The 25,267-nt window shown below is 72.0% G+C and carries 22 protein-coding genes and 1 pseudogene; 6 read left to right on the top strand and 17 right to left on the bottom strand.

The window, feature by feature from the left end:
* Nucleotides 1-5: 5 nt before the first annotated feature.
* From NR073_RS04360 to NR073_RS04300, 13 genes are all read right to left on the bottom strand, one after another.
* Nucleotides 6-1,466, bottom strand: a complete 1,461-nt coding sequence (locus NR073_RS04360) for a glutamate synthase subunit beta (protein WP_049147616.1) — start codon at nt 1,464-1,466, stop codon at nt 6-8.
* Nucleotides 1,459-6,111, bottom strand: a complete 4,653-nt coding sequence (gene gltB / locus NR073_RS04355; RefSeq protein ID WP_049147614.1) for a glutamate synthase large subunit — start codon at nt 6,109-6,111, stop codon at nt 1,459-1,461. Before gltB ends, NR073_RS04360 begins: the two co-directional genes overlap by 8 nt.
* 203 nt (nt 6,112-6,314) lie before the next feature.
* A complete protein-coding gene (gene lgt / locus NR073_RS04350; RefSeq protein WP_010078757.1) occupies nt 6,315-7,298 on the bottom strand; it encodes a prolipoprotein diacylglyceryl transferase in 984 nt (327 codons plus the stop codon).
* 2 nt (nt 7,299-7,300) lie between these two features.
* On the bottom strand, nt 7,301-8,107 hold the full coding sequence (gene trpA, locus NR073_RS04345; protein ID WP_049147612.1) for a tryptophan synthase subunit alpha: 807 nt from the start codon (nt 8,105-8,107) through the stop codon (nt 7,301-7,303).
* Entirely contained in the window at nt 8,104-9,429 is a 1,326-nt protein-coding gene (gene trpB / locus NR073_RS04340; RefSeq protein ID WP_101967470.1) for a tryptophan synthase subunit beta, read from the bottom strand. The genes trpA and trpB overlap by 4 nt, the downstream gene beginning before the upstream one ends.
* A gap of 29 nt (nt 9,430-9,458) precedes the next feature.
* Entirely contained in the window at nt 9,459-10,265 is an 807-nt protein-coding gene (gene trpC / locus NR073_RS04335; RefSeq protein WP_060973958.1) for an indole-3-glycerol phosphate synthase TrpC, read from the bottom strand.
* Between the two features lie 5 nt (nt 10,266-10,270).
* Entirely contained in the window at nt 10,271-10,594 is a 324-nt protein-coding gene (locus NR073_RS04330; RefSeq protein WP_036338645.1) for an HGxxPAAW family protein, read from the bottom strand.
* A 125-nt stretch (nt 10,595-10,719) separates the two neighbouring features.
* Nucleotides 10,720-11,325, bottom strand: a complete 606-nt coding sequence (locus NR073_RS04325; RefSeq protein WP_041102692.1) for a Trp biosynthesis-associated membrane protein — start codon at nt 11,323-11,325, stop codon at nt 10,720-10,722.
* On the bottom strand, nt 11,325-12,875 hold the full coding sequence (locus NR073_RS04320) for a chorismate-binding protein (RefSeq protein ID WP_041102691.1): 1,551 nt from the start codon (nt 12,873-12,875) through the stop codon (nt 11,325-11,327). The genes NR073_RS04325 and NR073_RS04320 overlap by 1 nt, the downstream gene beginning before the upstream one ends.
* Nucleotides 12,872-13,252: a phosphoribosyl-AMP cyclohydrolase gene (hisI, locus tag NR073_RS04315; RefSeq protein WP_041102690.1), complete on the bottom strand. Its 381-nt coding sequence runs from the start codon at nt 13,250-13,252 to the stop codon at nt 12,872-12,874. Before hisI ends, NR073_RS04320 begins: the two co-directional genes overlap by 4 nt.
* 116 nt (nt 13,253-13,368) lie before the next feature.
* Nucleotides 13,369-14,139: an imidazole glycerol phosphate synthase subunit HisF gene (gene hisF, locus NR073_RS04310; protein WP_041102689.1), complete on the bottom strand. Its 771-nt coding sequence runs from the start codon at nt 14,137-14,139 to the stop codon at nt 13,369-13,371.
* A gap of 46 nt (nt 14,140-14,185) precedes the next feature.
* Nucleotides 14,186-15,034, bottom strand: coding sequence for an ATP phosphoribosyltransferase (hisG, locus tag NR073_RS04305; protein WP_041102688.1), 849 nt, complete (start codon nt 15,032-15,034; stop codon nt 14,186-14,188).
* 54 nt (nt 15,035-15,088) lie between these two features.
* The gene (locus NR073_RS04300; protein ID WP_041102687.1) at nt 15,089-15,352 is read right to left on the bottom strand and encodes a phosphoribosyl-ATP diphosphatase; all 264 of its coding nucleotides are present in this window, start codon (nt 15,350-15,352) and stop codon (nt 15,089-15,091) included.
* 1,008 nt (nt 15,353-16,360) lie between these two features.
* On the opposite strand from NR073_RS04300, the gene NR073_RS04295 reads away from it, so the two are divergent.
* From NR073_RS04295 to NR073_RS04280, 4 genes are all read left to right on the top strand, one after another.
* Entirely contained in the window at nt 16,361-16,987 is a 627-nt protein-coding gene (locus NR073_RS04295; protein WP_041102686.1) for a DJ-1/PfpI family protein, read from the top strand.
* Between the two features lie 622 nt (nt 16,988-17,609).
* Nucleotides 17,610-18,104 (top strand): GNAT family N-acetyltransferase, encoded by a 495-nt coding sequence (locus NR073_RS04290; protein WP_060973785.1) that lies wholly within the window; start codon nt 17,610-17,612, stop codon nt 18,102-18,104.
* A gap of 339 nt (nt 18,105-18,443) precedes the next feature.
* Nucleotides 18,444-19,865 carry a hemolysin family protein gene (locus tag NR073_RS04285; RefSeq protein WP_041103920.1) on the top strand — a complete coding sequence of 474 codons (1,422 nt, stop codon included), beginning with the start codon at nt 18,444-18,446 and terminating at the stop codon, nt 19,863-19,865.
* Nucleotides 19,865-20,881, top strand: coding sequence for a CNNM domain-containing protein (locus NR073_RS04280; protein ID WP_036337237.1), 1,017 nt, complete (start codon nt 19,865-19,867; stop codon nt 20,879-20,881). The genes NR073_RS04285 and NR073_RS04280 overlap by 1 nt, the downstream gene beginning before the upstream one ends.
* A 453-nt stretch (nt 20,882-21,334) precedes the next feature.
* On the opposite strand, the gene NR073_RS04275 is transcribed toward NR073_RS04280, so the two are convergent.
* Nucleotides 21,335-21,724, bottom strand: coding sequence for a heavy metal-responsive transcriptional regulator (locus NR073_RS04275; RefSeq protein ID WP_036382791.1), 390 nt, complete (start codon nt 21,722-21,724; stop codon nt 21,335-21,337).
* A 56-nt stretch (nt 21,725-21,780) separates the two neighbouring features.
* Between NR073_RS04275 and merA the strand changes: the two genes are divergently transcribed.
* Nucleotides 21,781-23,244 carry a mercury(II) reductase gene (gene merA, locus NR073_RS04270; protein ID WP_049146770.1) on the top strand — a complete coding sequence of 488 codons (1,464 nt, stop codon included), beginning with the start codon at nt 21,781-21,783 and terminating at the stop codon, nt 23,242-23,244.
* Nucleotides 23,245-23,515: 271 nt separating this feature from the next.
* Here merA and NR073_RS04265 read toward each other — a convergent pair whose 3' ends face one another.
* From NR073_RS04265 to NR073_RS04255, 3 genes are all read right to left on the bottom strand, one after another.
* Nucleotides 23,516-23,656 (bottom strand): hypothetical protein, encoded by a 141-nt coding sequence (locus NR073_RS04265; protein WP_002854087.1) that lies wholly within the window; start codon nt 23,654-23,656, stop codon nt 23,516-23,518.
* 64 nt (nt 23,657-23,720) lie between these two features.
* Nucleotides 23,721-24,632 carry a cation diffusion facilitator family transporter gene (locus NR073_RS04260; protein WP_002854089.1) on the bottom strand — a complete coding sequence of 304 codons (912 nt, stop codon included), beginning with the start codon at nt 24,630-24,632 and terminating at the stop codon, nt 23,721-23,723.
* Nucleotides 24,632-25,006, bottom strand: coding sequence for a helix-turn-helix transcriptional regulator (locus tag NR073_RS04255; protein ID WP_041103922.1), 375 nt, complete (start codon nt 25,004-25,006; stop codon nt 24,632-24,634). The genes NR073_RS04260 and NR073_RS04255 overlap by 1 nt, the downstream gene beginning before the upstream one ends.
* 78 nt (nt 25,007-25,084) lie before the next feature.
* Here NR073_RS04255 and NR073_RS04250 point away from each other — a divergent pair.
* A pseudogene (locus NR073_RS04250) lies at nt 25,085-25,219 on the top strand (ArsR family transcriptional regulator); the annotation flags it as partial.
* Nucleotides 25,220-25,267 lie beyond the last annotated feature (48 nt).

Here is a 25,267-nt window from a genome sequence, read left to right as displayed (position 1 = left end):
AGGACTCAGCCGAGGACGAGGCCGCGGTCGTCCGGGTCCACGGGGTGCGGCAGTCGGGACCAGCGCTCGAGCGACTCGTCGACCTCCTGCGCGCACGCACGCCCCTCGGCGATGGCCCAGACCACCAGGGAGGCGCCGCGCCCGGCGTCGCCGCACGCGAACACGCCCGGCTCGTCGGTCTCGTACCCGTCCTTCCGGGCCACGAGCCCGCGTGTCACGTGCACGCCGAGCTGCTGCGTGAGCAGCCCCTCCTCGATGCCGGTGAAGCCCAGCGCCAGCAGCACCAGGTCCGCCTGGACCTCGCGCTCGGTGCCCGCCTTGGGCCCGCGCGTGCCGTCCTCGCGGTACTCGGTCTCCGCCACGCGCAGGGCGCGCACGCGGCCGTGCTCGTCGCCGAGGAACTCGACCGTGGAGGCAAGGTGCGCGCGGGCGCCGCCCTCGGCGTCGGCCGTGGTCTGCTGGTGGACCTTGGGGATCGTGGGCCACGGCTGGTGGACGGGGCGCTCGACCGGCAGCTGCTGGCCGATCGCCAGCGTCGTCACGGACGCCGCCCCCTGGCGGTGCGCGGTGCCGATGCAGTCCGCGCCCGTGTCGCCGCCGCCGAGGATCACCACGTGGCGCCCCTCGGCGGAGATCTGGTCCGGGACCTCGTCGCCGGCGACCGCGCGGTTGGACTGCACGAGGTAGTCCATGGCGAGGTGGATCCCGTCGAGGCCGCGGCCGGGGACGGGCAGCTCGCGGGCCACGGGGGCGCCGGTCGCCACGATCACGGCGTCGAAGCGGGCCTTGAGCTGGTCCCAGGGCAGGTCGACGCCGATCTCCACGCCGGTGCGGAACCGGGTGCCCTCGGCCTCCATCTGCGCCAGGCGCCGGTCCAGGACGTCCTTCTCCAGCTTGAAGTCCGGGATGCCCAGCCGCAGCAGGCCGCCGAGGCGCTCGTCGCGCTCGTAGACCACCACGGTGAAGCCGGCGCGGGTGAGCTGCTGCGCCGCGGCCAGTCCCGCCGGGCCCGAGCCGACGACGGCCACGGTGTGGCCGTTCAGGCGGGCCGGCACGACCGGCTCGAGCCAGTCGTTGTCGAAGATCTGCTCCGCGATCGCCACCTCGGTCTGCTTGATGGTGACCGCGGGCTGGTTGATGCCCAGGGTGCAGGAGTCCTCGCACGGGGCGGGGCAGATCCGCCCGGTGACCTCGGGGAAGTTGTTGGTCGAGTGCAGTCGCGCGGCGGCCTCGGCCCAGCGTCCCCGCCGGACCAGGTCGTTCCACTCCGGGATGAGGTTGCCCAGCGGGCACCCGGAGTGGCAGAACGGGATGCCGCAGTCCATGCACCGGCCGGCCTGGGTGCGCACGATCGCCTCGTCCTGGCGGACGTACACGTCCTTGAAGTCCATGATGCGCACCGGCACCGGACGCGTGGGGCGCTCGACGCGCTCCCGGTTCTTCAGGAATCCGCGCGGATCAGCCACGGGTCACCTCCAGCAGTCGGTCCCAGACGGCCTCCCCGTCCGGGTCGAGTCCCTCGGCCGTCGCGGCCTGACGGGTGCGCAGCACGAGGTCGTACTGCCGGGGCAGGACGGTCGTGAAGCGGTCCCACGCGGCGTCGGCGGCGTCCCCGCCGGCCCGCAGGTCGGCGAGCAGCGCGGCGGCGACGGCGGAGCCCGTCTCCGCGCGGTGCAGCTCCAGCAGCTCGGCGATCCGCAGCCGGTCCTGCGCGGACGGCGCCTCGAGGATCAGGGCGTCCTCGCGGACGGCGAGTGGGTTCAGGTCCTCCCGGTCCAGGTCCAGCACCCAGGCCCGCCCGCCGGACATGCCGGCGGCGAGGTTGCGGCCGGTCTCGCCGAGGATCAGCGCCTCACCGCCGGTCATGTACTCCAGGCCGTGGTCGCCGATGCCCTCGGCCACCGCGGTGGCGCCGGAGTTGCGCACGAGGAACCGCTCCCCCACGCGGCCGCGCAGGAACAGCTGGCCCGAGGTGGCGCCGTAGCCGATCACGTTGCCGGCCACGGTGTTCTCCTCGGCCACGAACGGGGCCTCGGCGTCGGGGCGGACGATCACGCGTCCCCCCGACAGGCCCTTGCCGACGTAGTCGTTGGCGTCGCCCGAGAGCCGCAGGGTGACGCCGGCGGGCAGGAAGGCGCCGAGGGACTGGCCGGCCTCGCCCGTCAGGCGCACGGTGATCGTGTCGTCGTCCAGCTCGTCGGCGAGCCGCGTGCTCGTGACGTGGTAGCCCAGCAGCGTGCCCACGGACCGGTCCGTGTTCACGACGGCCTCGTCCATCACGACGGGCGTGCCCGTCGTGAGCGTGTCCCCCAGCCGGGCGATGAACCGGTGGTCGATGTGGGAGGCGAGGTCGTGGTCCTGCTCGGTGGTGCGGCGCATGGGCGCGTCCTCGTGGCCCGGACGCCGGCCGACGGAGGGGTCCGCGAGGATGCCCGAGAGGTCCAGGCCCTCGGACTTCCAGTGGTGCAGGGCCGCGTCCACGTCGAGCAGCTCGCGGTGGCCGATCGCCTCGTCGAGCGTGCGGAAGCCCAGCTGCGAGAGCAGCTCGCGGACCTCCTGCGCGATGAACTCGAAGAAGTTGACGACGAACTCGGGCTTGCCCGTGAAGCGCGCGCGCAGCTCGGGGTTCTGGGTGGCCACGCCCACGGGGCACGTGTCCAGGTGGCACACGCGCATCATGATGCAGCCGGAGACCACGAGCGGGGCGGTCGCGAAGCCGAACTCCTCGGCCCCGAGCAGTGCGGCGATCACGACGTCCCGGCCGGTCTTGAGCTGCCCGTCCACCTGGACGGTGACGCGCTCGCGCAGGCCGTTGAGCATGAGCGTCTGCTGCGCCTCGGCCAGGCCGATCTCCCACGGGGTGCCCGCGTGCTTGAGGGAGTTCAGCGGGGAGGCGCCCGTTCCGCCGTCGTGGCCGGAGATGAGCACGACGTCGGCGCGCGCCTTGGCGACGCCCGCGGCCACCGTGCCCACGCCGGACTCGGAGACGAGCTTGACGTGGACCCGCGCGGTCGGGTTGGCCCGCTTGAGGTCGTGGATCAGCTGCGCCAGGTCCTCGATCGAGTAGATGTCGTGGTGCGGCGGCGGCGACACCAGGGAGACGCCCGGGGTCGAGTGCCGCGTGCGGGCGACCCACGGGTACACCTTGGTCCCCATCAGCTGGCCGCCCTCGCCGGGTTTGGCGCCCTGGGCCATCTTGATCTGCAGGTCGGTCGCGGTGGCCAGGTACAGGCTGGTGACGCCGAACCGGCCCGAGGCGATCTGCTTGATCTTCGAGCGGCGCTCCGGGTCCAGCAGGCGCTCGGGGTCCTCGCCGCCCTCGCCCGAGTTCGAGCGGGCGCCGAGGCGGTTCATGGCGATCGCGAGGGTCTCGTGCGCCTCCTGCGAGATGGAGCCGTAGGACATCGCGCCGGTGGAGAAGCGGCGCACGATCGACTCGACGGGCTCCACCTCGGAGACGGGCACCGGCGGCCGCTCGCCCGTACGCAGGCGCATGAGCCCGCGCAGGGTCATGAGCTCCTCCGCCTGGTCGTCCACGCGACGCGTGTAGTCCTTGAAGACGTCGTAGCGCCGCTCCCGCGTGGAGTGCTGGAGGCGGAACACGGTCTCGGGGTTGAACAGGTGCGGCGCGCCCTCGCGCCGCCACTGGTACTCGCCGCCCACCTCGAGCTCGCGGTACGGGTTGATGTCGTTGCCGTCCGGCGGATACGCGAACTCGTGGCGCGCCTGGATCTCGGCGGCGACGACGTCGATGCCCACGCCGTCGAGCGGGCTCGTGGTGCCCACGAAGTAGCGGTCCACGAAGCGCCGGGACAGGCCGAGCGCCTCGAACGTCTGGGCGCCGGTGTAGGAGGCGACCGTGGAGATGCCCATTTTGGACATGATCTTCTGGACGCCCTTGCCGAGCGCCTTGATCAGGTTCGCCACGGCCTGCTCGGCGGTGACGCCCGAGACCTCCCCCGTGCGCACGAGCTCCTCGGCGGACTCCATGGCCAGGTACGGGTTGACCGCGGAGGCCCCGTAGCCGAGCAGGACGGCCACATGGTGGACCTCGCGCACGTCGCCCGCCTCGACGATCAGCGAGCTCTTGGTGCGGTTGGCCGAGGCCAGCAGGTGGTGGTGCACGGCGGAGGTCAGCAGCAGGGACGGGATCGGCGCCCACTGGGCGGTGGCGCCGCGGTCGGACAGCACCACGTACTCCACGCCGCGGTTGACGGCGGCCGAGACCTGCTCGCAGATCGCCTTCAGCTGGGCGCGGAGCTCCTCGACGCCTCCGGCCACCCGGTACACGCCGTTCACCTTGAGGGTCAGGCGGGTGCCGTCGGCGTCGCGCAGGTGCTGGATGCGGGCCAGCTGGTCGTTGTCGATCACGGGGAACGGGACGTCGACCTGGCGGGTGCGCACCTGCTCGAGGGAGAGCACGTTGCCCTGCGGGCCGATCGCGGTGCGCATCGAGGTCACCTGCTCCTCGCGGATCGCGTCGAGCGGCGGGTTCGTCACCTGGGCGAAGGACTGCACGAAGTAGTCGAAGAGCAGCCGGGGCCGCTTGGCGAGGACGGCGATGGGCGTGTCCGTGCCCATCGCACCGAGCGGCTCGGCGCCCGTCTGGGCCATCGGCCCGACGAGGATGCGCAGCTCCTCCGAGGTGTACCCGAAGATGCGCTGACGCTGCAGGATCGACTCGGAGGTGTGGCGGACGTGCTCGCGCTCGGGGAGCGACTCCAGGTCCAGGAGGTTCTGGCGCACCCAGTCCTCCCACGGCTGGGCGGAGGCGACCTCGGCCTTGATCTCGTCGTCGCCGATGATCCGGCCCTGCTCGGTGTCCACGAGGAACATGCGCCCCGGGGCCACGCGCCCCTTGCGCACCACCGCCGAGGGCTCGATCGGCACGACGCCGACCTCGGAGGCCAGGACGACGAGGCCGTCGTCGGTGACCCACCAGCGGGCGGGGCGCAGGCCGTTGCGGTCCAGCACGGCGCCCACCTGGGTGCCGTCGGAGAAGGCGACGGCGGCCGGTCCGTCCCAGGGCTCCATGAGCATGGAGTGGTACTGGTAGAAGGCGCGGCGGGCCGGGTCCATGGTCGCGTGGTTCTCCCACGCCTCCGGGATCATCATCATGATCGCCTGGGTGAGCGGGCGCCCGGAGAGCATGAGCAGCTCCGCGACCTCGTCGAAGGAGGCCGAGTCCGAGCCGATGGGGCTGATCAGCGGGAACAGGTCCTCGGGGACCTCGCCGAGCATCGGGTGCTTGAGCTGGCCCTGACGGGCGCGCATCCAGTTGCGGTTGCCCTTGACCGTGTTGATCTCGCCGTTGTGCGCGATGGTGCGGAACGGCTGGGCCAGCGGCCACGAGGGGAACGTGTTGGTGGAGAACCGCGAGTGGACCACGCCCAGCCGGGTGGTGAACCGCTCGTCGGAGAGGTCCGGGTAGAACGGCTCCAGCTGGGCCGTCGTCAGCATGCCCTTGTAGACGATCGTCTGGGACGAGAGCGAGGGGAAATAGACGCCGGCGCGGGACTGGGCGCGGCGGCGCACCCGCCACGCCCGCACGTCCAGCGACTGCCCCGGCTCGGTGCCGTCCTGACCGTCCGCCAGGGACAGGAACAGCTGCTCGAACGCGGGCATGGCCGCCCGGGAGCCGACGCCCAGGGCCGAGGGGTCGGTGGGCACCTCGCGCCACGCCAGGACCTGCAGCCCCTCCTCCTCGGCCAGCCGCTCGACGGCCTCCTTCGCCTCGGCGCGCTCGCCGTCGACGGGCGGCAGGAAGGCGGTGCCGGCGACGTACTCGCCCACGGGGGGCAGCTCGGCGTCGACGACGGCACGGAACAGCTCGTCGGGGATCTGGGTCAGCAGGCCGGCGCCGTCGCCGGTGCCCTCGTCGGCGCCCACCGCCCCGCGGTGCTCGAGCGCGCGCAGGGCGGTCAGCGCGTGCTGGACGATGTCGTGGCCCGGGGTGCCCCGCAGGGTGGCGATGACGGCGAGGCCGCAGTTCTCGGTCTCCCGGGACGGGTCGTAGAGGCCCTGGGCGGCGGGGACGTCCGCATAGCGGACGAAGGGATCCACCGGTCCCCCCGCGCGGGGGGCCGAGGCGGGCGAGGATGCCACGGGCATGGTGCCGTCCTTTCCGGAGAGCAGGGGCTCGGACGGGGACGGCGCTGGCCCCGACGCTCGGGGCCGACGGCCCCGAGGTGGAAGAGACGCTACCGGGCGCGACGTCCCACTGTGCGGAACCGGACGTTCTGTGACACGCCGAATGTCCACCATGTGGGACACCGGGGCCCCGGGCGCCCCTCGCGGGCGCGCCGGGGAGCGGGTCAGCGCCGGACGGCGTCGTCCTCCGCCGCGCCCACGGCGTGGGACCCGGAGCGGCCCGCGGCGACGGCGGCGCCGTCGTCGCCCTCGGGGGCGTGCCCGGCGCGCCACACGCTCTGGTGGGCGTGGGGGCCGGCGGCCGCGCCGCGATGGCGCAGCAGGATCCCGACGATGAACGCGAGGGCGATGACGAACACCAGCAGGGACGTCCACACGTTGAGCCGCTGGGTGACGCCGAAGAGCGTGACCATCTCGGCGTCGTCGATGCGCAGCATCTCGATCCACGTGCGGCCCGCGGTGTACCAGGCGACGTAGGACCACAGCATGAGGCCGTGGCGCAGGTGCAGCGCGCGGTCCACGAGGAGCAGCAGCGCGACCCCGGCCAGGTTCCACAGGCACTCGTAGAGGAACGTGGGGTGGAACAGCGTGTCCGGGGCGTAGCCGGCCGGGAAGTTCGGGCTGGCCGGGTCGACCTCGAGCCCCCAGGGCAGGGTCGTCGGGCCGCCGAAGAGCTCCTGGTTGAACCAGTTGCCCCACCGGCCGATGGCCTGGGCCAGCAGGATGCCCGGCGCGACGACGTCGCCGAAGGCCGTCAGCCGCAGCCCGTAGCGGCGGCACGCGATCCACGCGCCCACGGCGCCGAGGGCGATCGCGCCCCAGATACCGAGTCCGCCGTTCCACACGTACAGGATCTGGATCGGGTCGCCCGTGCCGTCGAAGCCGGGCCCGAAGTACCGGTCCGGTGAGGAGAACACGTGGTAGAGCCGCCCGCCCACGAAGCCGAACGGGATGGCCCACAGGGCGATGTCGAGCACGCGGTCCTCGGGGCCGCCGCGGGCGCGCCACCGGCGCTCGGCGAGCCACAGGGCCAGGACGATGCCCAGGATGATGCACAGCGCGTACGCGTGGATCTTCACCGGGCCCAGCTGGAACCCGTCCCACCCGGGGGCGGGGAAGGCGGCGAGCGGGGCCAGGGCGGCGGTCACCCTCAGCCCTCTCGGACCGTGCCGGCCGCGAGCTCGCGGGTCAGCGTGCCCACGGCCTGCGGCCCGCCGTCCGTCAGCGCGCGCACCAGGGCCGTGCCGACGATCGCGCCGTCGGCGTAGGCGCCGATCTCGCGGACGTGCGCCGCCTGGGAGACGCCGAGGCCGACGCACACGTGCTCCGCCCCGGCATCCTGGGCCCGGCGGACCACGGTCTCGGCGACGGTGGACACCGCGTCGCGGGTGCCGGTGACGCCCATGACCGACACCGCGTACACGAAGCCGCGGGAGGAGTCGACGGTGAGGCGCACCCGCTCGTCCGTGGACGAGGGCGCGGTGAGGAACACGCGGTCCAGGCCGTGACGGTCCGAGGCCTCCATCCAGGCGCCGGCCTCCTCGGGCACGAGGTCAGGGGTGACGAGACCGGCGCCCCCGGCCTCGGCGAGGCGGCGCGCGAACTCGTCGACGCCCATGCGGTCCACGAGGTTCCAGTACGTCATCACCAGCACCGCGGCGTCAGTGCGCTGGGTCACCCGTCGGATGATGTCGAAGACGTCGGCCACGTGGAAACCCGCCTGCAGGGCGGCCTGGGTCGCGGCCTGGATCACGGGGCCGTCCATCACGGGGTCCGTGTAGGGCAGGCCCAGCTCGATGACATCGGCGCCGTTGTCCGCGGCGGCGACGACGGCCTCGACGCACTCGTCCACGGACGGGTAGCCGGCCGGCAGGAAGGCGACGAGGCCGGTGCGGCCGGCCGCCTTCGCGGCATCCAGGGCCGCGGCGGTCTTGGAGTGCACGGTCATGCCGGTCACTGCTCCTCTCCGGGGGTCATCTCCTCGAGCGGGTCCTTCTCCTCCGTGGCCGTGCCGAGGCCGAACCAGGCCGCCGCGGTGGCGACGTCCTTGTCCCCGCGGCCGGAGAGGTTCACGATGATGATCCGCTCCTGACCCTCCGGGGCGTCCGGCCCCACGAGGCCCTCGTCCGCCCAGCGGCGGGCCAGGCGCAGCGCGCCGGCCAGGGCGTGGGCCGACTCGATGGCGGGCGTGATGCCCTCGGTGCGCGTGAGCCGGAGGAAGGCGTCCATGCACTCGGTGTCCGAGACCGGCTCGTAGACGGCGCGGCCCGTGTCGTGCAGGAAGGCGTGCTCCGGGCCGACGGCCGGGTAGTCCAGGCCCGCGGAGATCGAGTGGGAGTCGATCGTCTGCCCGTCCTCGTCCTGCATCAGGTACGTGCGGGCGCCGTGCAGCACGCCGGTGCGTCCGAGCGTGATGGACGCGGCGTGGCGGCCGGTCTCGAGGCCCTCGCCCCCGGCCTCGAAGCCGTAGAGCTCCACCTCAGGGTCGTCGAGGAAGCCGTGGAACAGGCCCATCGCGTTGGACCCGCCGCCCACGCACGCCGCGACGGCGTCCGGCAGGCGGCCGGCCTGCGCCAGGATCTGCTCGCGGGCCTCTTCGCCGATCACGGAGTGGAAGTAGCGCACCATGGCGGGGAACGGGTGCGGGCCCGTGACCGTGCCCATCAGGTAATGCGTGGTGTCCACGGAGGCGACCCAGTCCCGCAGGGCCTCGTTGATCGCGTCCTTGAGGGTGCGGGCGCCGATCGCCACGGGGACCACCTCGGCGCCGAGCATCTGCATGCGGGCCACGTTCAGGGCCTGGCGGCGGGTGTCCTCCTCCCCCATGTACACAGTGCACTCCATGCCGAACAGCGCGGCCGCCGTCGCCGTGGCCACGCCGTGCTGACCGGCGCCGGTCTCCGCGATCAGGCGCGTCTTGCCCATGCGACGGGCGAGCAGCGCCTGGCCGATCACGTTGTTGATCTTGTGCGAGCCGGTGTGGTTGAGGTCCTCGCGCTTGAGGAAGATGCGCACGCCGGGGGTGTCCGCGGCGAACCGCGGCACCTCGCTCAGCAGGGAGGGCCGGTTCACGTAGTCCCGGAACAGGGTCCGCAGCTCGGCCTCGAAGGCGGGGTCCTGCCGCGCCTCCTCGTAGGTTCGGGTGAGCTCCTGCAGCGCGGCCATGAGGGACTCGGGCATCCACTGCCCCCCGTAGTCGCCGAAGTAGGGCCCGGCCTGACCCTGATAGGGCCCCTCGAACTCGATCGCGGGCTCGGTGCTCGGACGGTCGGCGCTCATGGCGACCACGCTCCTCGGGTCTGGTTCGGTCAGCGGACGGTGAGGGAGGCGGCGCGGAACGCGCGCAGCGCCTCCTCGGGGGCGCCGTGGCGCACGAGGGCCTCGCCCACGAGCACGACGTCGGCGCCCGCGGCGGCGTAGGCCTTGATCTGCTCCTCGGACTCGACGCCCGACTCGGCGACCCGGACGACGTCCTCGGGCAGCCCGTCGGCCAGCGCGGCGTAGCGGGCCGGGTCGACGTCGAGGGTCTTGAGGTTGCGCACGTTGACGCCGAGGATGCGGGCGCCGGCGGCGACGCCGCGCTCGATCTCCTCGGGCGTGTGGGCCTCCACGAGGGCGTGCATGCCCAGGGACTCGGTGAGCTGCAGGAAGCCGGCCAGCTCGGCGTCGTCGAGGGCGGCCACGATCAGCAGGACGAGGTCGGCCCCGTGGGCGCGGGCCTCGTGGATCTGGTACTCGGTGACGGTGAAGTCCTTGCGCAGGACCGGCAGATCGACGGCGGCGCGCACGGCGTCCAGGTCGGCCAGGCTGCCGCCGAAGCGGCGGGCCTCGGTGAGCACGGAGACGGCGCTGGCGCCGCCGCGCTCGTACGCGCGGGCCAGGGTGGCCGGCTCGGGGATCTCGGCGAGCGCGCCCTTGGAGGGGCTCGCCCGCTTCACCTCGGAGATCACCCGGATCCCCGCGGGGTCGGTGCGTCCGCCGTGCAGGGCCGCGTGGGCGTCGCGCGGCGCAGGGGTGGCGGCCACCAGCTCGGCCAGGCGCGCCTCGGGCACGGCACGGCGACGAGGCTCGAGGTCCTCGCGGACGCCGTCGATGATCTCCTGGAGGACGGACACGCGGATCAGTGACCGTGCTGGCCGCGACCCGCGCCGGCCTTGCCGGCGACGATGCCCACGACGACGCCCACGGCCATCAGGGCCACGCCGATCCAGACGACGACGCTCCAGTCGGCGAGCAGGCCGACGCAGCCGGCCACGAAGCCGACGAGCACGAGCGCCACCATGGCCCACGCGCCGGGCGAGTTGCCGTGGCCGGGCAGCTCGAGGTGGGTCGGGTCGTTGAGCACCAGGCCGTCCTCGGTGACGACGACGTCCTCGACGGCGCCGCGGCGGGCGGCGCGACGGGTGGTGGGCTCGGTGTGCGCGGTGTTCGCGGTGTGGCTCATGGCTGTCCCTCACTGGTGCGTGGTGTACATGACGACTGTCCCTCATTGTGCCATGCGGGCACGGGGCCGGGCCCGCGTGACCCGGGACGACCCGGGCGGTGCGGGGCGGTCCGAGAGACGGGCACTCACGTGGGGTCGTTGCCGCGGGACAGCTCGTCCCACGCGTCCATCTGGTCCACGCGCCGGCGCTGGGCCGCCTCGCGGGCGGACTGCGCGGGCTGCTCCCCGGCGGCGGCCGGGCCGGGCTCGGAGGCCGCAGGCGCCTTCTCGTAGCGCCGGGACGAACGCCAGCCACGGCCCGCCAGTGCCGCCACGACGCCGCACAGCGCCGCGAGGACGCCGCCAGCCGCCGCGACCCACGGCCACGCCGTCACGGCGTAGTCCTGCGCGAGCGCAGTGGTCCCGGTCGCGTCGGCGACCGCGGCGGCCGCCGTCGTCGCCGGATCCAGGGCGGCGGTGACCGAGGTCGAGGCGATCACGACCCCGGCCAGCGCCATGAGCACGCCGACGATCACGGCGCCGAGGCGCCGGGCGGTGGTCAGGGCGAGGGCACCGGCCATCACGACCAGGGCCATGGCGGTGGCGACGGGCGCGGCGGCGCCGCCCGACGTCGTCGCCTCGGAGGCGATCCCGCCGGACAGGCCCGTGGCGGTCACCCAGGTGCGGCCCGCCGTGAGCAGCACGAGCCCGCCGGCGGCCAGCGCGGTGAGGACCACGGTGCGGCGGCGCATCACGCCTGCCCCAGCTCGCCCGCGGTCAGCACGGACCGCAGCGGCGCCGTCGCCTTGGTGACGGTCTCGGCGGTCTCGGCGTCGGGATCGGAGTCGGCGACGATGCCGGCGCCGGCCTGCACGTGCGCCTGGCCGCGGTGCAGCGTGGCCGAGCGGATGTTGATCGCCATGTCCATGTTGCCCGCCAGGTCGAAGTAGCCGACGACGCCGCCGTAGGGCCCGCGCTCGGTCGGCTCCCACTCGTCCAGCAGCTGCAGGGCGCGGGGCTTCGGGGCGCCGGACAGCGTGCCGGCGGGGAAGGCGGCGCGGAGGACGTCGAGCGCGTCGACGTCGTCGCGCATGCGGCCCTCCACATGCGAGACCAGGTGGAGGATGTGGCTGAACGCCTCGAGCTCCATGAACTGGGTGACCTCGACGGTGCCGGGGCGGCACACGCGCGAGAGGTCGTTGCGGGAGAGGTCCACGAGCATGAGGTGTTCGGCCCGCTCCTTCTCGTCCTCCAGCAGGTCCTTGCCGAGGAGGCGGTCGTCCTCCTCGGTGGCCCCGCGCCGCCGTGAGCCGGCGATCGGATGGGTGACCACGCGGCGGTCCCGCACGGTGACGAGCGCCTCGGGCGAGGAGCCCACGATCTCGTACGGCTCCCCGTCCGGGGTCTCGAAGGAGAAGAGGTACATGTAGGGGCTCGGGTTCACCGTGCGCAGGACGCGGTACACGTCCAGACCGGTGGCGTCCGTGGTGACCGAGAGGCGGCGGGAGACGACGGCCTGGAACACGTCGCCGTCGCGGATCGCCCGCTGGGCCTTCGCGACGGCCTCGCGGAAGCCTTCGGCACCCCACCGGTCCTCGGCCTGGGCGGCGACCTCGTCCGCGTCCGCCTCGAGCCAGCGGCGCGGGACGTCGCTGACCGGGTCCGCGGCCGGGGCGGCCAGGCGCTCGACCATGGCGTCCAGGCGGGCGAGCGCGTCGTCGTAGGCGCGGTCCGCGCCGGTGGCCAGGCCGTTGCCGTTCACCGCGTTGGCGATCAGCGTCACGGTGCCGTCGAGGGCATCGTGCACGGCCAGGTCGGTGACGAGGTTCATCGCGAGGTCGGGCAGGCCGAGGTGGTCCTCGGGCGGGTGCGGCAGGCGCTCCCACGCGCGGACCGTGTTCCAGCCCAGGAAGCCGGCCATGCCGGAGACGAGGTGCGGCAGGACGCCTCCGACCTCGGCGCGCACGTCCGTGCGCAGCAGGCGCAGGCACGCCGCGAGCACGTCCAGGGCGCGGCCCTGCGTGGGCAGCCCCTCGGGCGGGGTGCCCTGCCAGTGCGCCTCGCCGTTCCGCGAGGTCAGGGTGACGGATGAGCCGGCCCCGATGAAGCTGTACCGGGACCACGCCGCGCCCGGGGTGGCGGACTCCATCAGGAAGGTGCCGGGGCGGGAGCCGGCCAGGCGCCGGTGGATCGCCAGCGGCGTGAGGCCGTCCGCCAGCACCGTGCGGACCACGGGGATCACGCGGGCGGTGTCCGCCAGACGCAGGAACTCCGCACGGGAGGGAGTGGTGGCGGCGGTCATCGGGCGGCCTCCTCGGGGTCGACGGCGGCCGGCGGCATGACGAGCTCGCGGCCGGTGAAGCAGGTGCGGGTGCCCGTGTGGCAGGCGGGGCCGGTCTGGTCCACGGTGAGCAGCAGGGTGTCGCCGTCGCAGTCCGCGTGGACCGCGCGCACCCGCTGCAGGTGGCCCGAGGTCTCCCCCTTGCGCCACAGCTCGCCGCGCGAGCGGGACCAGTAGGTGGCCCAGCCGGTCTCGAGCGTCGCGCGCAGGGACTCCTCGTTCATCCACGCCATCATGAGCACCTCGCCGGTGCCCTCCTGCTGGGCGATGGCGGGCACCAGGCCCCGGTCGTCGAAGGTCACGGAGGCCACGAGGTCGTCGGGCGGGGAGAGGCTCATGGAGGTCCAGTCTAGGGAGCCGGAGCGGGGCGTGGCCGCCGGGGTAGGCTCCCCCGCACCCTCGGGCCGGCGCCCCCGCGACGACGCGGCCGCCGCGCGGACGGTTCCGTCCGGGGTCAGCGGACGGTGTGCCCCGCCTGCCGCAGGGCGTCCTTGACGCGGGCGAGCATGTCGTCCGGGCCGAAGTGGAACAGGGAGGCGGCGAGCACCGCGTCCGCGCCGGCCGCGACGGCGGGCGGGAAGTGCTCGGGCTCGCCGGCGCCGCCGGAGGCGATCAGCGGCACGCGCGTCACGGCGCGCACGTCCCGGATCATCTCCAGGTCGAAGCCCTCGCGGGTGCCGTCCGCGTCGATCGAGTTGAGCAGGATCTCCCCCACCCCGCGCTCGGAGGCCTCCCGGCACCAGGCGACGGCGTCGATGCCGGTGCCCCGGCGGCCGCCGTGGGTGGTGACCTCGTAGCCGGAGGCGCAGCCCGGGTCCTCCGTGCGCCGGGCGTCGAGGGAGAGCACGAGGACCTGGGACCCGAAGCGGCGGGTGATCTCCGTGATCACCTCGGGCCGGGCCACGGCCGCCGTGTTGACGGAGACCTTGTCCGCCCCCGTGCGCAGCAGCCGGTCCACGTCCTCGACGGTGCGCACGCCGCCGCCCACGGTCAGCGGGATGAAGACCTCCTCGGCCGTGCGGGTCACGACCTCGTAGGTCGTGGCGCGGTCCGAGGTGGAGGCGGTGACGTCGAGGAACGTGAGCTCGTCGGCGCCGGCGGCGTTGTAGCGGCGAGCGAGCTCGACCGGGTCGCCCGCGTCACGCAGGTTCTCGAAGTTCACGCCCTTGACCACGCGCCCGGCGTCCACGTCCAGGCAGGGGATGACACGCACGGCGAGGCTCACGTCGGCTCCTTCGTCTCGGGGGGCTCGGGCGGGACGGCGCGGGCCGTCAGAGGCGGATCGCGTGGATCGCGGAGATCAGGATGCCGCGGGCGCCCAGGGCGTACAGCTCGTCCATGACGCGGTTGGCGTCCGGTTTGCGGACCATGGAGCGCACGGCGACCATCGTCTCGTCCCGCAGCGGGGAGACCGTCGGTGACTCCAACCCCGGGGTGACCGCGGTGGCCGCCTCCAGCAGGTCACGGCGGATGTCGTAGTCGATCATGACCCAGCGGCGGGCCACGAGCACGCCCTTGAGGCGGCGCAGCAGCACGTCGAGGCCCTCGGGGCGCTCCCCCGCGCGGCCGATCAGCACGGCCTCCGAGTCGAGGATGGGCTCGCCGAAGACCTCCATGCCGGCGGCGCGCAGAGTGCTGCCGGTCTCCACGACGTCGGCGATCGCGTCCGCCACGCCGAGCTTGACGGAGGACTCCACGGCGCCGTCGAGGTGCACCACCGTGGCGTCCAGGCCGGTGCGGGCCAGGTAGTCGGAGAGCAGGCCGTCGTAGCTCGTGGCGATGCGCTTGCCGGCGAGCTGCTCGGCGGAGGTGAAGGAGCCGGCGGGGGCGGCGAGACGGAACACGGAGCGGCCGAAGCCGAGCGGCATGATCTCCTCGGCGGTGTCCCCCACCTGCGCGTCGCAGAACAGGTCGCGGCCGGTCAGACCGACGTCGAGGGTGCCCTGGCCGACGTAGACGGCGATGTCCCGTGGGCGCAGGTAGAAGAACTCCACCTGGTTCTCGGGGTCCACGAGGACGAGCTCGCGGGAGTCCCGGCGTTGCCGGTAGCCGGCCTCGGTCAGGATCTCGCGGGCGGACTCGGACAGGGCGCCCTTGTTGGGCACGGCGATGCGCAGCACGCGTCGGTCTCCTCGGGGATGCGGTGGGGCGGGCGGGGAATGGGGCCGGCGGCCTCAGAGGTGACGGTAGACGTCCTCGAGGCTGATACCGCGGGCGATCATCATGGTCTGCACGTGGTACAGCAGCTGAGAGATCTCCTCGGCGGCGGCCTCATCCGACTCGTACTCGGCGGCCATCCAGACCTCGGCCGCCTCCTCGACGACCTTCTTGCCGATCGCATGGACGCCGGCGTCGATCTGGGACACGGTGCCGGAGCCCTCGGGGCGCTCCTGCACCTTGCGCGTCAGTTCCGCGTACAGCTCGTCGAAGGTCTTCACGGGACCACCCTAGCGACCCGGCCCCTCCAGCCCGGACCGCAGTCGGTCATTGTGACGGACGGGACGGCGGGGTCTTCGCCACGCGCTGCACCTGTGAGCCCACGTGGTACGTCCAGGCCGCCCAGCATCCTCCCCCTCCCCGGCCTGCATGCTCTTCCATCCCCCATCGGGACACGAGCGCGAGGCATCGCGGCTCCAGGACGAATCCACGAGACTCGGTCGTCCTCCGGGCGGCCATCCGATCCACCTCCCAGCGGCCCACGCGGTGGGGGGTGAGGGGGGACGGGCTGAACGCGCCCGTGCGGTCCGAACGGACGGCCCGGGCGAGCTCCGACAGGTGGGCACGACACGCTCGTTCCTGACCCCAGCGACGACACCGCTCCTTGCACACCTGTGACACCGCCCGGTAGATCACTGCCCCGAACTCCGCCCGGGCCCACCGCACAGATCTGTTGGGCGACGCACGCATCCATCTCGTGGACTGTCCACGCGTGCTGACCTCGGGTCCAGGTCCCGGAGGCCACTGGTGGGCGGCGCGGCCGCGCCTACGTCGCCGACGGGGAACCGGCATGATTTGGCGAGCGGTCCTGCGGAGGAATCGCCGGCGTGGCCCTCCTCCCCCTCCTAGACGGGGAGCAGAACGCCGTGCTCGGACCCTCGGATTGGACCATGACCCACCATGATGAAGGTGCCCCATTCCGTCCCCCGCGCCGGCGCACCACCGTGCGGGGCGTCGGCCGACTCCCACCGGGGCTGGCCTGCAGGTCCCCGACGGTCTGTCCCACCACGTCATGGACCCTCCTCCACTTCTGTCCAACAGCCCGGGCCGGGGCCGTGACTGACGCGATGGCCTTGTGGGTGGGCGGGGCGGGTAAAGGGGTATACCCGACTTGACGGCGCGGGGCTGGCCCAACGAGGACTCGGCACCGGGGATAGCGCAGCGAATCATCCTCCACCGAACCCGGCGTTCAACACCCTGTGCTGCCGGCCGGTGCGAGGATGGGCGACATGACGGCGACTCCCCCGGCACCACGTCGTGTCTGCATCGTGCTCTTCGAGGGCTTCGAACTGCTGGATGTCTTCGGCCCCGCCGAGCTCTTCGGGCTGGTCCCACAAGTGAGCGTGGAATACGTCGGCCCTCAGCCCGGCCCGGTCACCAGCTCCCACGGCGCCCAGGTCGTCGCAGACCTCGCCTACGCAGACCTCGCCCAGCCCGGCATCCTGCTGGTCCCCGGCGGCCAGGGGACCCGGCGGCTCGTGCACGACCAGGAGTTCCTCACTTGGTTGCGGCATGTGGCCGGCACAGCGCAGATCCTCGCCTCCGTGTGCACCGGTTCGGCTCTCCTCGCCGCGGCCGGTCTGCTCGAGGGTCATCAGGCGACCTCGAACAAACGTGCCTTCACGTGGGCCGCCGGCTTCGGCACGCACGTGGACTGGAAGGCACAGTCCCGGTGGGTCCAGGACAGGAACCGGTGGACGTCCTCTGGTGTAGCCGCAGGCATGGACATGACCGCCGCACTGATCACCGAGCTGCATGGCGAGGCCGTCGCCGAAGCGGCCACACGCCGCGCAGAGTACGAGCCCCACACGGACAGCTCCCGGGACCCGTTCGCCGCCCGCCACGGCTTGAGCTGATCTCTTCCCTTCCGACCCCATGGCGGCGACCCGGACTACCCCGAGCCGTCGTCGTTGCCTCCCACGACCGGTGGCTCCCACATCGTGTCGCACTCCTCTCCCTTCGGGCCTCACCGACATGCGCCGGCGACGTGCCCCAGGGGCATCTTCTCCTGCGCCGGTCCATCCACAGGACCACGCGGACACCTGTCCAGCGCACGCCGGCTGACGTACCAGCGTGGTCCCGCAGGGTCCTCGACAGGGGGTGGTGTCCGCTCGGGGCCGGGCGGGCACCTCCAACTGCTTCCGCCACGGGGTGGGGCCTAGGGCAGCCTGGGGTCGTGCCGGGGCCAACGCAGCGGCGGGGCTCGGGGTGGCCACCGAGCCCAACGCGAACGCCCTCGCGCTGCTGCGCGGGGGCGTCGTGGTCATCGTCCGCTCTCGTGGTCCTCCCGGCACTCCGGGCAGGGGCTCCTTCGGGGGGCATCCGGTCGGCTCAATCGGTCGTTTGTGGCCATCCTGGCTCGCGCCATATGCATGGACACAAGTTCGAGACTGTCCGAGGCAGGGACCAGGTACTTCACTTCGACCGGCGCCGACGAACTGGTTGACATCTCCGGCCCGCCGGGCTCTGCTTGCCCTCATGACGGAACAGGTTCGCCTCCGGCCACTTTCCCCGGGGGATGCACCCGAGATGGCCAGGGTCCTAGCCGACCCGGCCCTCTACCAGTACACCGGGGGTGAACCGCCGACCGTCGAGGGGCTCACCCGCCAGTACACCCTTCAGAGCCGGGGCCACTCGGCTGATGAGACCGAGACCTGGCTCAATCACGTGGTGGTATTCGAGACCTCCGGGGAAGCACTCGGCTACGTTCAAGCCACTATCCCGGTCTCTGGCCAGCCCGCCGAAATCGCCTGGGTCATCGGAGCACCGTGGCAACGCCAGGGCTGCGCCTCAGCAGCAGCTGCTCTCCTGCTGGCTGAACTCGCGGACATGGGCGCGAAACAGGTCATCGCCCATATCCACCCCGACCATGAGGCGTCAGTCGCCGTGGCCCGTCGTATCGGAATGAGCCCGACCGGCGAGGTCGTGGACGGCGAAGTCCGATGGGAGGGCCCGGTGACCCCCAGGGGATGACCGGCCCCTCCCCCACGTCCCCCGCCTTGGGGCGTCGAGGGCGTGTCTCCCAACGTGGCAGGGTATTGGGCGACAGGATGGAGTCGTGTCGCGTACTCATACCCGGCTGGACATCCTGGCGGGCAGATGCCCGATGTCGGCGGCGAGGCCACACCCCACCCTGCCCTGCGACCGGTTACCGGTGGTAATGTGCCGCCATTATTCATTCGACCCCTTTTGGAGCCCCTGAATACATGAGCGACGGCCCAGCCGCCTGCCCTGGTGACAGTCCGAGCGTCACCCCCACCCCACCCCGCAGCTGGCGGGGTCGCCTGCACCTCGTGGGGAGGTGACTCAGGCATGGATCCAGTCCTGACACTGATCCTCGGATCCCTCATCATCCTGGCGATCATCGCCGCCAACGGCTTCTTCGTGGCCCAGGAATTCGCGTACATGTCTGTCGACCGCGTCCGCCTGCAGACCGCCGCCAAGGCCGGCGACCGCGCCGCCGCCCGCGCACTGCAGGTCACTCGCCGCACCTCCTTCATGCTCTCCGGCGCGCAGCTGGGGATCACGGTCACAGGCCTCATGGTGGGCTACGTGGCAGAGCCGATGGTGGGTGCGGCCCTGACCGAGTTGCTCGGCGGCACCGCACTGCCTTCTGAAGTGGTCATCGCCATCTCCACGCTGGGCGTACTGATGGTGGCCACCCTGGTGCAGATGATCATCGGCGAGCTGTACCCCAAGAATTTGGCCATCGCCAACCCCGAGCCCTTGGCCCGCGCTCTGGCCAGGCCCACGCAGATCTACCTCGGCCTGTTCGGCTGGCTCATCTGGGTCTTCGACAAGGCGGCCGAGGTGCTGCTCAAGCTCCTGCGCATCGAGCCAGTGCACGACGTCGACAGCACCGCCACCGCCGAGGACCTGGACCGCATTGCCCTGGACTCCAGAGCGTCCGGATCCTTGCCCGCGGAGGTCTCCGTCCTGATCGACCGGGTGCTGGACTTCCCAGACCAGGACGTGCAGCACGCGATGGTGCCCCGCTCGCGTGTGGACGAGGTTCAGCCCCAGACCTCCCTGGCTCAGGTGCGCGACCTGATGGCCACCGGCCACACCCGCTACCCGGTGATCTCGAACGAACACGAACCGCTCGGGGTAGTCCACCTCACCGACCTGCTCGGTGAGACCCGGATGGCCCCGGACACCCCCGTGTCCGCCCTGATGCGCCCTGCACTGGTGCTGCCCACGATGATGTCCCTGCCCGACGCAGCCCGGGAGCTCGACGGCTCAGGGCAGCAGATGGCGTGCATCGTGGACGAGTTCGGCGGCTTCGTCGGCGTGCTCACAGTGGAAGACCTCGCGGAGGAGCTCGTGGGCGAGCTCACGGACGAGCACGACCTGCACCCCCAGGAGGAGATCACCGCCACAGGCCTGCACTCCTGGGTCCTGAGCGCAGAGGCCCACCTGGACGAGCTCGAGCGCCTCGTCGGGCACCCCCTGCCCGTGACCGAGGCCGAGTCCGCCGCCGGTCTGACCATCGACGCTCTGGGCCGTCTGCCCCGGGAAGGCGAGGTCATCACGATCGACCTGCCCGAGGACCCACGAGACTTCGGGGCTGAGGAGGTCTACGACCGCCACCTGCAGGTCGAGGTCCTCTCCATCCAACGCAGGGTCCCGGCTCGACTGCGGATCCACCTCATCGAGGTGCCCCGCTCTGACACCGCCGGCAGCCATGCCGCCCACGAGGCCCAGCCCGACGCCACCACGGACGAGGAGCGATGATGCACGGTCCACTGATCGTCATGCTCGTGACCACAGCGCTGATCGTGCTCAGCGCGATCTTCGTCATCATGGAGTTCTCCCTGCTGGGCGCCCGCCGGCACCGGCTAGAGGCCGAGGCAGGACGCAGCCGCGCCGCGCGGGCCGCTCTCAAGGGAGTCGACGAGCTGACCCTCATGCTCGCCGCAGCCCAGTTGGGCATCACCTTGTGCACCTTCGCCCTGGGGGCGATCACCAAGCCGGCCGTCGACGCATGGCTCGGCCCCGTCCTGGAGGACTGGGGCATCCCCGCAGCGGCAGCCGGAACCGCCTCCTTCGTCCTGTCCTTGCTGGCCGTGACCTTCCTTCACCTGGTCATCGGGGAGATGGCCCCCAAGTCCTGGGCCATTGCCCACCCCGAGACCGCAGCCAAAGCCGTGGCCGTGCCCGCACGCGCCTTCGTCTGGACCGTTCGCCCCCTGCTGCTGCTGGCCAACCGGCTGGCCAACCGCCTGGTGACCCTCAGCGGCGTCACCCCCGTGGACCAAGCCGCCGTGGGCGGCTACGACGCAGCGGCCATTCGTCAGCTGGTTGAGCACTCCGCCGCCGCCGGCACCCTGGACCGGCAGAACCATGAAGCCTTGGCCGGTGCCCTGGACCTTCAGACCCTCACTCTCGGGGACCTCCTCCCCCAGGGTCAGCACCCGGTCAAGGTCGCCCCCGACGCCGACGTCGAGGCGGTCCAGAATGCCGCTGCGTGCTCAGGGCACTTGCGTATCCTGGTCCAGCCGGACCATACCCCTGAGAGCGTTCCGGGCGTCGTCCACGTGCGGGACACCCTCACGATGGAGCCTTCTGCGCCAATCCAGCCGCTTATCCAGCAGGCTCTGACGCTGCCCTCCACCACACCGTTGCACGAAGCACTTGCCTCCATGCGCCGCAACAGCCGCCAGCTGGCCGCAGTAACCCAGGACAACCGGTTCACTGGGGTCGTCACCCTCACCGACGTCTTGCGCGGAGTGTTGCCCCGCGCGGCTTGAGTCCACACCTCGGCAACACCACCGCGGGGGCCGCTGAAACGGCCCCCGCGGTGGTGTGGACAAAGAATCAGAATCGGCACAGTGGCCTCGCCCCCCATTCCGGCCTCAATGGGCTCAGTCATGCTCCGACTCACGGGCGTGTAACGGCTAAATCGGTCGTTTGTGGCGGCTGCTCGGTGTGCCGCCCGGTGTCATGTGTGGCTTGCGCCGCTATATGGCGGGGTTCTGTCGGAGCTCAGTGGCGGCCTCCAAGCACGCGGGCAAGAGGGCGCTGCGAGTGAGGCTCACGTTCCGCAAGCCGATCCTTCACCGGGACAGCGGCCGACGGCAGGCCGGAGGAATAGGCGTCGCGATAGGGTGCACCCCGCGCAACAGAACCGTTGCGAAAGGTCTAACACCCCAACGCAACAGAGTGGGCCGCCATGCGCTGCCACGGGCCCGTGAACTTCGGTGTCACAGGTAGCGGCAGACATCCTCGGGGGAGCACGTGGCCGGGTCGCCGGCGGCGGCGTCCTCGCGCAGGTCGGCGATCGTGGTGCGTAGCTGCGCGAGCTCGGCGAGTTGCCGGTCGATCACATCAAGGCGGGTGTCGAGCAGGTCGGTGACGTGCCGGCAGGGGGCCTGCCCCCGGTCGCGGATGTCCAGCACCTGACCGATCTGGGCCAGGGTCAGCCCGGCCGCTTGCCCCCGGCGGATGAAGTCCAGCCGGTCGAGCACCTCGGCGCCGTAGTCCCGGTAGCCCGCCGGGGTGCGGTCCGCGGCGGGTAGCAGCCCGACCTCCTCGTAGTACCGCAGGGTCTTGCTCGTCGTGCCCGACGCCCGAGCCACCTCACCGATCCGCATGCCACTCATTCTCCCCCTTGACCTTCCAGTGCACTGGAAGGTCGATCCTGAGGGCGATGAAGGAGGAGTTCATGACGGCAACGGCTAACAGCAGGTCGTATGACCTGGCAATGATCGGGTTCGGTGGGGCGGCGTTCGCGGCCGCGATCCGCGCCACCAACCTCGGCAGACGGGTGGTGATGATCGAGCGTGGCACCGTCGGCGGTACCTGCGTGAACACCGGGTGCGTGCCCTCCAAGGCCTTGCTCGCGACCGCCGAGGCCCGCCACGTCACACTCGACGCCTCCCGGTTCCCCGGCCTGCCGCTCCCCGAAGTCCGGCCGGTCGACATGCCCGCCTTGATCGCCGGCAAGGATCGGCTCGTCGGGTCACTGCGTGGCGAGAAGTACCTGGACCTGGCCACCGAGTACGGATGGGATCTCCACCCCGGGGACGCCACGTTCGTCGGCACACCCAGCGAGCCGGCACTGCGCGTCACCGGCCCTGACGGCACGGTGGAGACGGTCCGGGCCGCGCACTACCTCATCGCCACCGGCTCCAGGCCCTGGGCGCCGCCGGTCCCCGGCCTGCAGGAGGCCGGTTACCTGACCTCGACCACCGCGATGGAACTGGACCACGTCCCGGAGTCGCTGCTGGTCATCGGCGGCGGCTACGTCGCGATGGAGCAGGCCCAGCTCTTCGCTCGGCTCGGCGTCCGGGTCACCATGCTGGTCCGCTCACGGCTGGCGTCCCAGGAAGAACCCGAGGCGTCCACCGCCCTGGATGAGATCTTCACGGACGAAGGCATCCAGATCATCCGCGGCGCGGTGCCCAGCGCGGTCCGCCGCGACCCGGCCACCGGCGAGGTCACGGTCACTGCCACCACCACTGACGGCTCACAGGAACTCCGGGCGGCCGAGGTACTCGTCGCCACCGGGCGCCGCCCGGTCACCGCCACGCTCGGTCTCGACACCGTCGACGTGCGCACCGGCGACCACGGCGAGGTGGTTGTCGACAGCCATCTGCGCAGCACCAACCCGCGCGTCTGGGCTGCCGGTGACGTCACCGCCCACCGTCAGTTCGTGTACGTCGCCGCGGCCCACGGCGCCCTCGTCGCCGACAACGCCCTCACCGGCGCCGGCCTCGAGGTCGACTACCGCCACCTGCCCCGGGTCGTGTTCACCAGCCCCGCCCTGGCCGCCGTCGGGATGACCGAACGGCAGGCCTCCGCTGCCGGGATCCGCTACGACAGCCGTGTCCTGTCACTCGCGCACGTCCCACGCGCGATCGTCAACCGCGACACCCGCGGGTTCATCAAGATGGTCACCGACGCCGACACCGGCCGCATCATCGGCATTACCGCCCTGGCCCAGGACGCCGGCGACCTCGCCGCCGCCGGGGTCTACATGCTCGAGGCCGGCATGACCACCAGCCAGGTCGCCAACCTCTGGAGCCCCTACCTGACCATGGCCGAAGGCCTCAAGCTCACCGCGCAGGCCTTCACCACCGACATCGCCAAGCTCTCCTGCTGCGCGGCGTGAACCTGCCCCGCACACAGGGACACCGATAGGGGACCGCCTCGCCCCGGGGCGCGAGACAAGAAAATGGGCGCCGATCAGCCCTACTTACTGGCACCCCTGCGTATCGGACCTGCAACCACCGGGGAGTTCAGTCGATGCAAGAACTCCCGTCCCAGGCCTATATCTGGACGTCTTCACGACCTCTACGTGCTCGACCCGACGAGGACAGCACTGGACGACGCGATGACCGCCTTGCGGCGCCGCCATGAGGCCGCGGTCCGTTTGGGCCGCGTCACCGCACCACCATGACCACGATCGTCACCACGTAAGCCGCGGCGACCAGACCGATCCCCAGCAGGGTGAGCACCACCCCGCGCCGGGCCGGCCGCTGGCCCTCGTCCGGCCCGGGGCCCTTGCCGTGCTTCGCGGTCATCGCGCGCTCCTAAGACGTTGCTCAAGCATGTGCGGCTCTCGCGAGCGGGCTTCCGTGCCGAGTGCTACCAGCTCAGGTCGTGACAGCCGTCGCTGCCGGCGCCCTCCACCTGCAAGGTGGCATGGGCGATACCGTAACGGTCGCGCAGCACCCGGCGCGCGCCGGCAAGCACGGCGCCGTGGTCCGCGCCCTGGTCAGCGACCAGGTGGGCCGTGGCCACGTTCATCCCCGACGTCAGGGTCCACAGGTGCAGGTCGTGGACCTCCTCCACCCCCTCGACCGCGTCCAGGTCACCGGCGACGTCCTCCGGGTCCACCCCTTCCGGGGCGTGCTGGCCCAGCACCGCGATCACCTGCCTGCCCAGAACCACCGCCCGGATGATGACGAAGACCGCGATGAGCGCCGCGACCACGACGTCCCAGATCGGCTGGCCGGTGAGGATGATCAGCACGCCGGCGACCATGACACCCACCGACCCGGCGGCGTCGGCGATCACCTCGTAGTAGGCGCCCTTGACGTTCAGGCTGTCCTTGGCCCCGCTGCGCAGCAGCAGCATGGAGATGATGTTGATCACCAGGCCGGCGAAGCCGACCGCGAGCATGGCGCCGGAGGCCACCTCCGGCGCGTCGCCCAGCCGGCTGATGGCCTCGACCACCACGTACACCCCGACCGCGAGCATCGCCAGCACCGCCAACGCCGAGGCGAACACCTCGGCCCGGTAGGAGCCATAGGTGCGTCGCCCCGTGGAGTCCGGCCGGCTCGCGATGCGCGTCGCCAGCAGCGCCGCACCCAGCACCACCACATCGGCAGCCATGTGCCCGGCATCCGACAGCAGCGCCAACGACCCCGACACCAGCCCCGCGACCAGCTCGATCAGGAAGAAGCCCGCCGTCAGGGCGAACGCCCCCGCCAGCCGCCGACGGTAGCGGCCACCGGCATGCCCGGTCGCCGGGGCATGGCTGTGTCCCGCCCCCATCAGCCCTGCCCCTCGTGGCGGGCGTGCTCACGGGAGACGTCCAGCAGCATCCGCACATGCCCGTCAGCGAGGCGGTAGTACACCATCCGCCCCTCCCGGCGGTTCTCGACCACCCCAGCGGAACGCAGCACCCGCAGCACCTGGGACACCGACGCCTCCGCGACATCGACCGACGCCGCCAGGTCACACACGCACAGCTCGCCGGCCTCCAGCAACGCATACAGCACCCGGGCACGGCGCGGGTCCCCCAGGAGCTTGAACAGCCCGGCCAACCTGCCGGCCTCGCGCTCGTCGGGGATCCTCTCCCGGGTCAGCGCCACCTTCTCCGGATGGACGGCGGTGACCTGACACGAATCCAACGGCGTCACACTCATGCCACGACCATACACCTATGCAGATATCAGCAGCGGGAGCCACACACGAGAGGTCAGCAGGTTCTGTATGGTCAGCGCATGCTGACTATTGCTTCGCGGCTGGACGTGATGAACCGGCTGGGCCGGGCGATGGCCGACCCGACCCGCTCCCGCATCCTCATGACACTCCTCGAGGGCCCGAGCTACCCGGCGGTACTCGCCCGCGACCTAGGGCGTGTCTGAGAATAGATGCACGAGTCAGCTGAGACCCTGGGGACATGT

Origin of the sequence: Micrococcus sp. Mcc28, from assembly GCF_024519775.1 — a bacterium.
Classification (GTDB): domain Bacteria; phylum Actinomycetota; class Actinomycetes; order Actinomycetales; family Micrococcaceae; genus Micrococcus; species Micrococcus luteus.
Note: the sequence above shows the minus strand (reverse complement) of the source record. Positions and strands in the feature narration are given on the sequence as shown.

What these genes read in the sequence shown, in the direction of transcription:
- NR073_RS04290 (WP_060973785.1), top strand. Translation starts at nt 17,610, where the DNA reads ATGACGGAACAGGTTCGCCTCCGGCCACTTTCCCCGGGGGATGCACCC.
- NR073_RS04280 (WP_036337237.1), top strand. Translation starts at nt 19,865, where the DNA reads ATGCACGGTCCACTGATCGTCATGCTCGTGACCACAGCGCTGATCGTG.
- gltB (WP_049147614.1), bottom strand. Translation starts at nt 6,111, where the DNA reads ATGCCCGTGGCATCCTCGCCCGCCTCGGCCCCCCGCGCGGGGGGACCG.
- NR073_RS04325 (WP_041102692.1), bottom strand. Translation starts at nt 11,325, where the DNA reads ATGCGCCGCCGCACCGTGGTCCTCACCGCGCTGGCCGCCGGCGGGCTC.
- NR073_RS04295 (WP_041102686.1), top strand. Translation starts at nt 16,361, where the DNA reads ATGACGGCGACTCCCCCGGCACCACGTCGTGTCTGCATCGTGCTCTTC.
- NR073_RS04255 (WP_041103922.1), bottom strand. Translation starts at nt 25,006, where the DNA reads ATGAGTGTGACGCCGTTGGATTCGTGTCAGGTCACCGCCGTCCATCCG.
- hisI (WP_041102690.1), bottom strand. Translation starts at nt 13,252, where the DNA reads ATGAGCCTCTCCCCGCCCGACGACCTCGTGGCCTCCGTGACCTTCGAC.
- merA (WP_049146770.1), top strand. Translation starts at nt 21,781, where the DNA reads ATGAAGGAGGAGTTCATGACGGCAACGGCTAACAGCAGGTCGTATGAC.
- NR073_RS04320 (WP_041102691.1), bottom strand. Translation starts at nt 12,875, where the DNA reads ATGACCGCCGCCACCACTCCCTCCCGTGCGGAGTTCCTGCGTCTGGCG.
- trpB (WP_101967470.1), bottom strand. Translation starts at nt 9,429, where the DNA reads ATGAGCGCCGACCGTCCGAGCACCGAGCCCGCGATCGAGTTCGAGGGG.
- NR073_RS04285 (WP_041103920.1), top strand. Translation starts at nt 18,444, where the DNA reads ATGGATCCAGTCCTGACACTGATCCTCGGATCCCTCATCATCCTGGCG.
- NR073_RS04330 (WP_036338645.1), bottom strand. Translation starts at nt 10,594, where the DNA reads ATGAGCCACACCGCGAACACCGCGCACACCGAGCCCACCACCCGTCGC.
- NR073_RS04265 (WP_002854087.1), bottom strand. Translation starts at nt 23,656, where the DNA reads ATGACCGCGAAGCACGGCAAGGGCCCCGGGCCGGACGAGGGCCAGCGG.
- NR073_RS04275 (WP_036382791.1), bottom strand. Translation starts at nt 21,724, where the DNA reads ATGCGGATCGGTGAGGTGGCTCGGGCGTCGGGCACGACGAGCAAGACC.
- NR073_RS04260 (WP_002854089.1), bottom strand. Translation starts at nt 24,632, where the DNA reads ATGGGGGCGGGACACAGCCATGCCCCGGCGACCGGGCATGCCGGTGGC.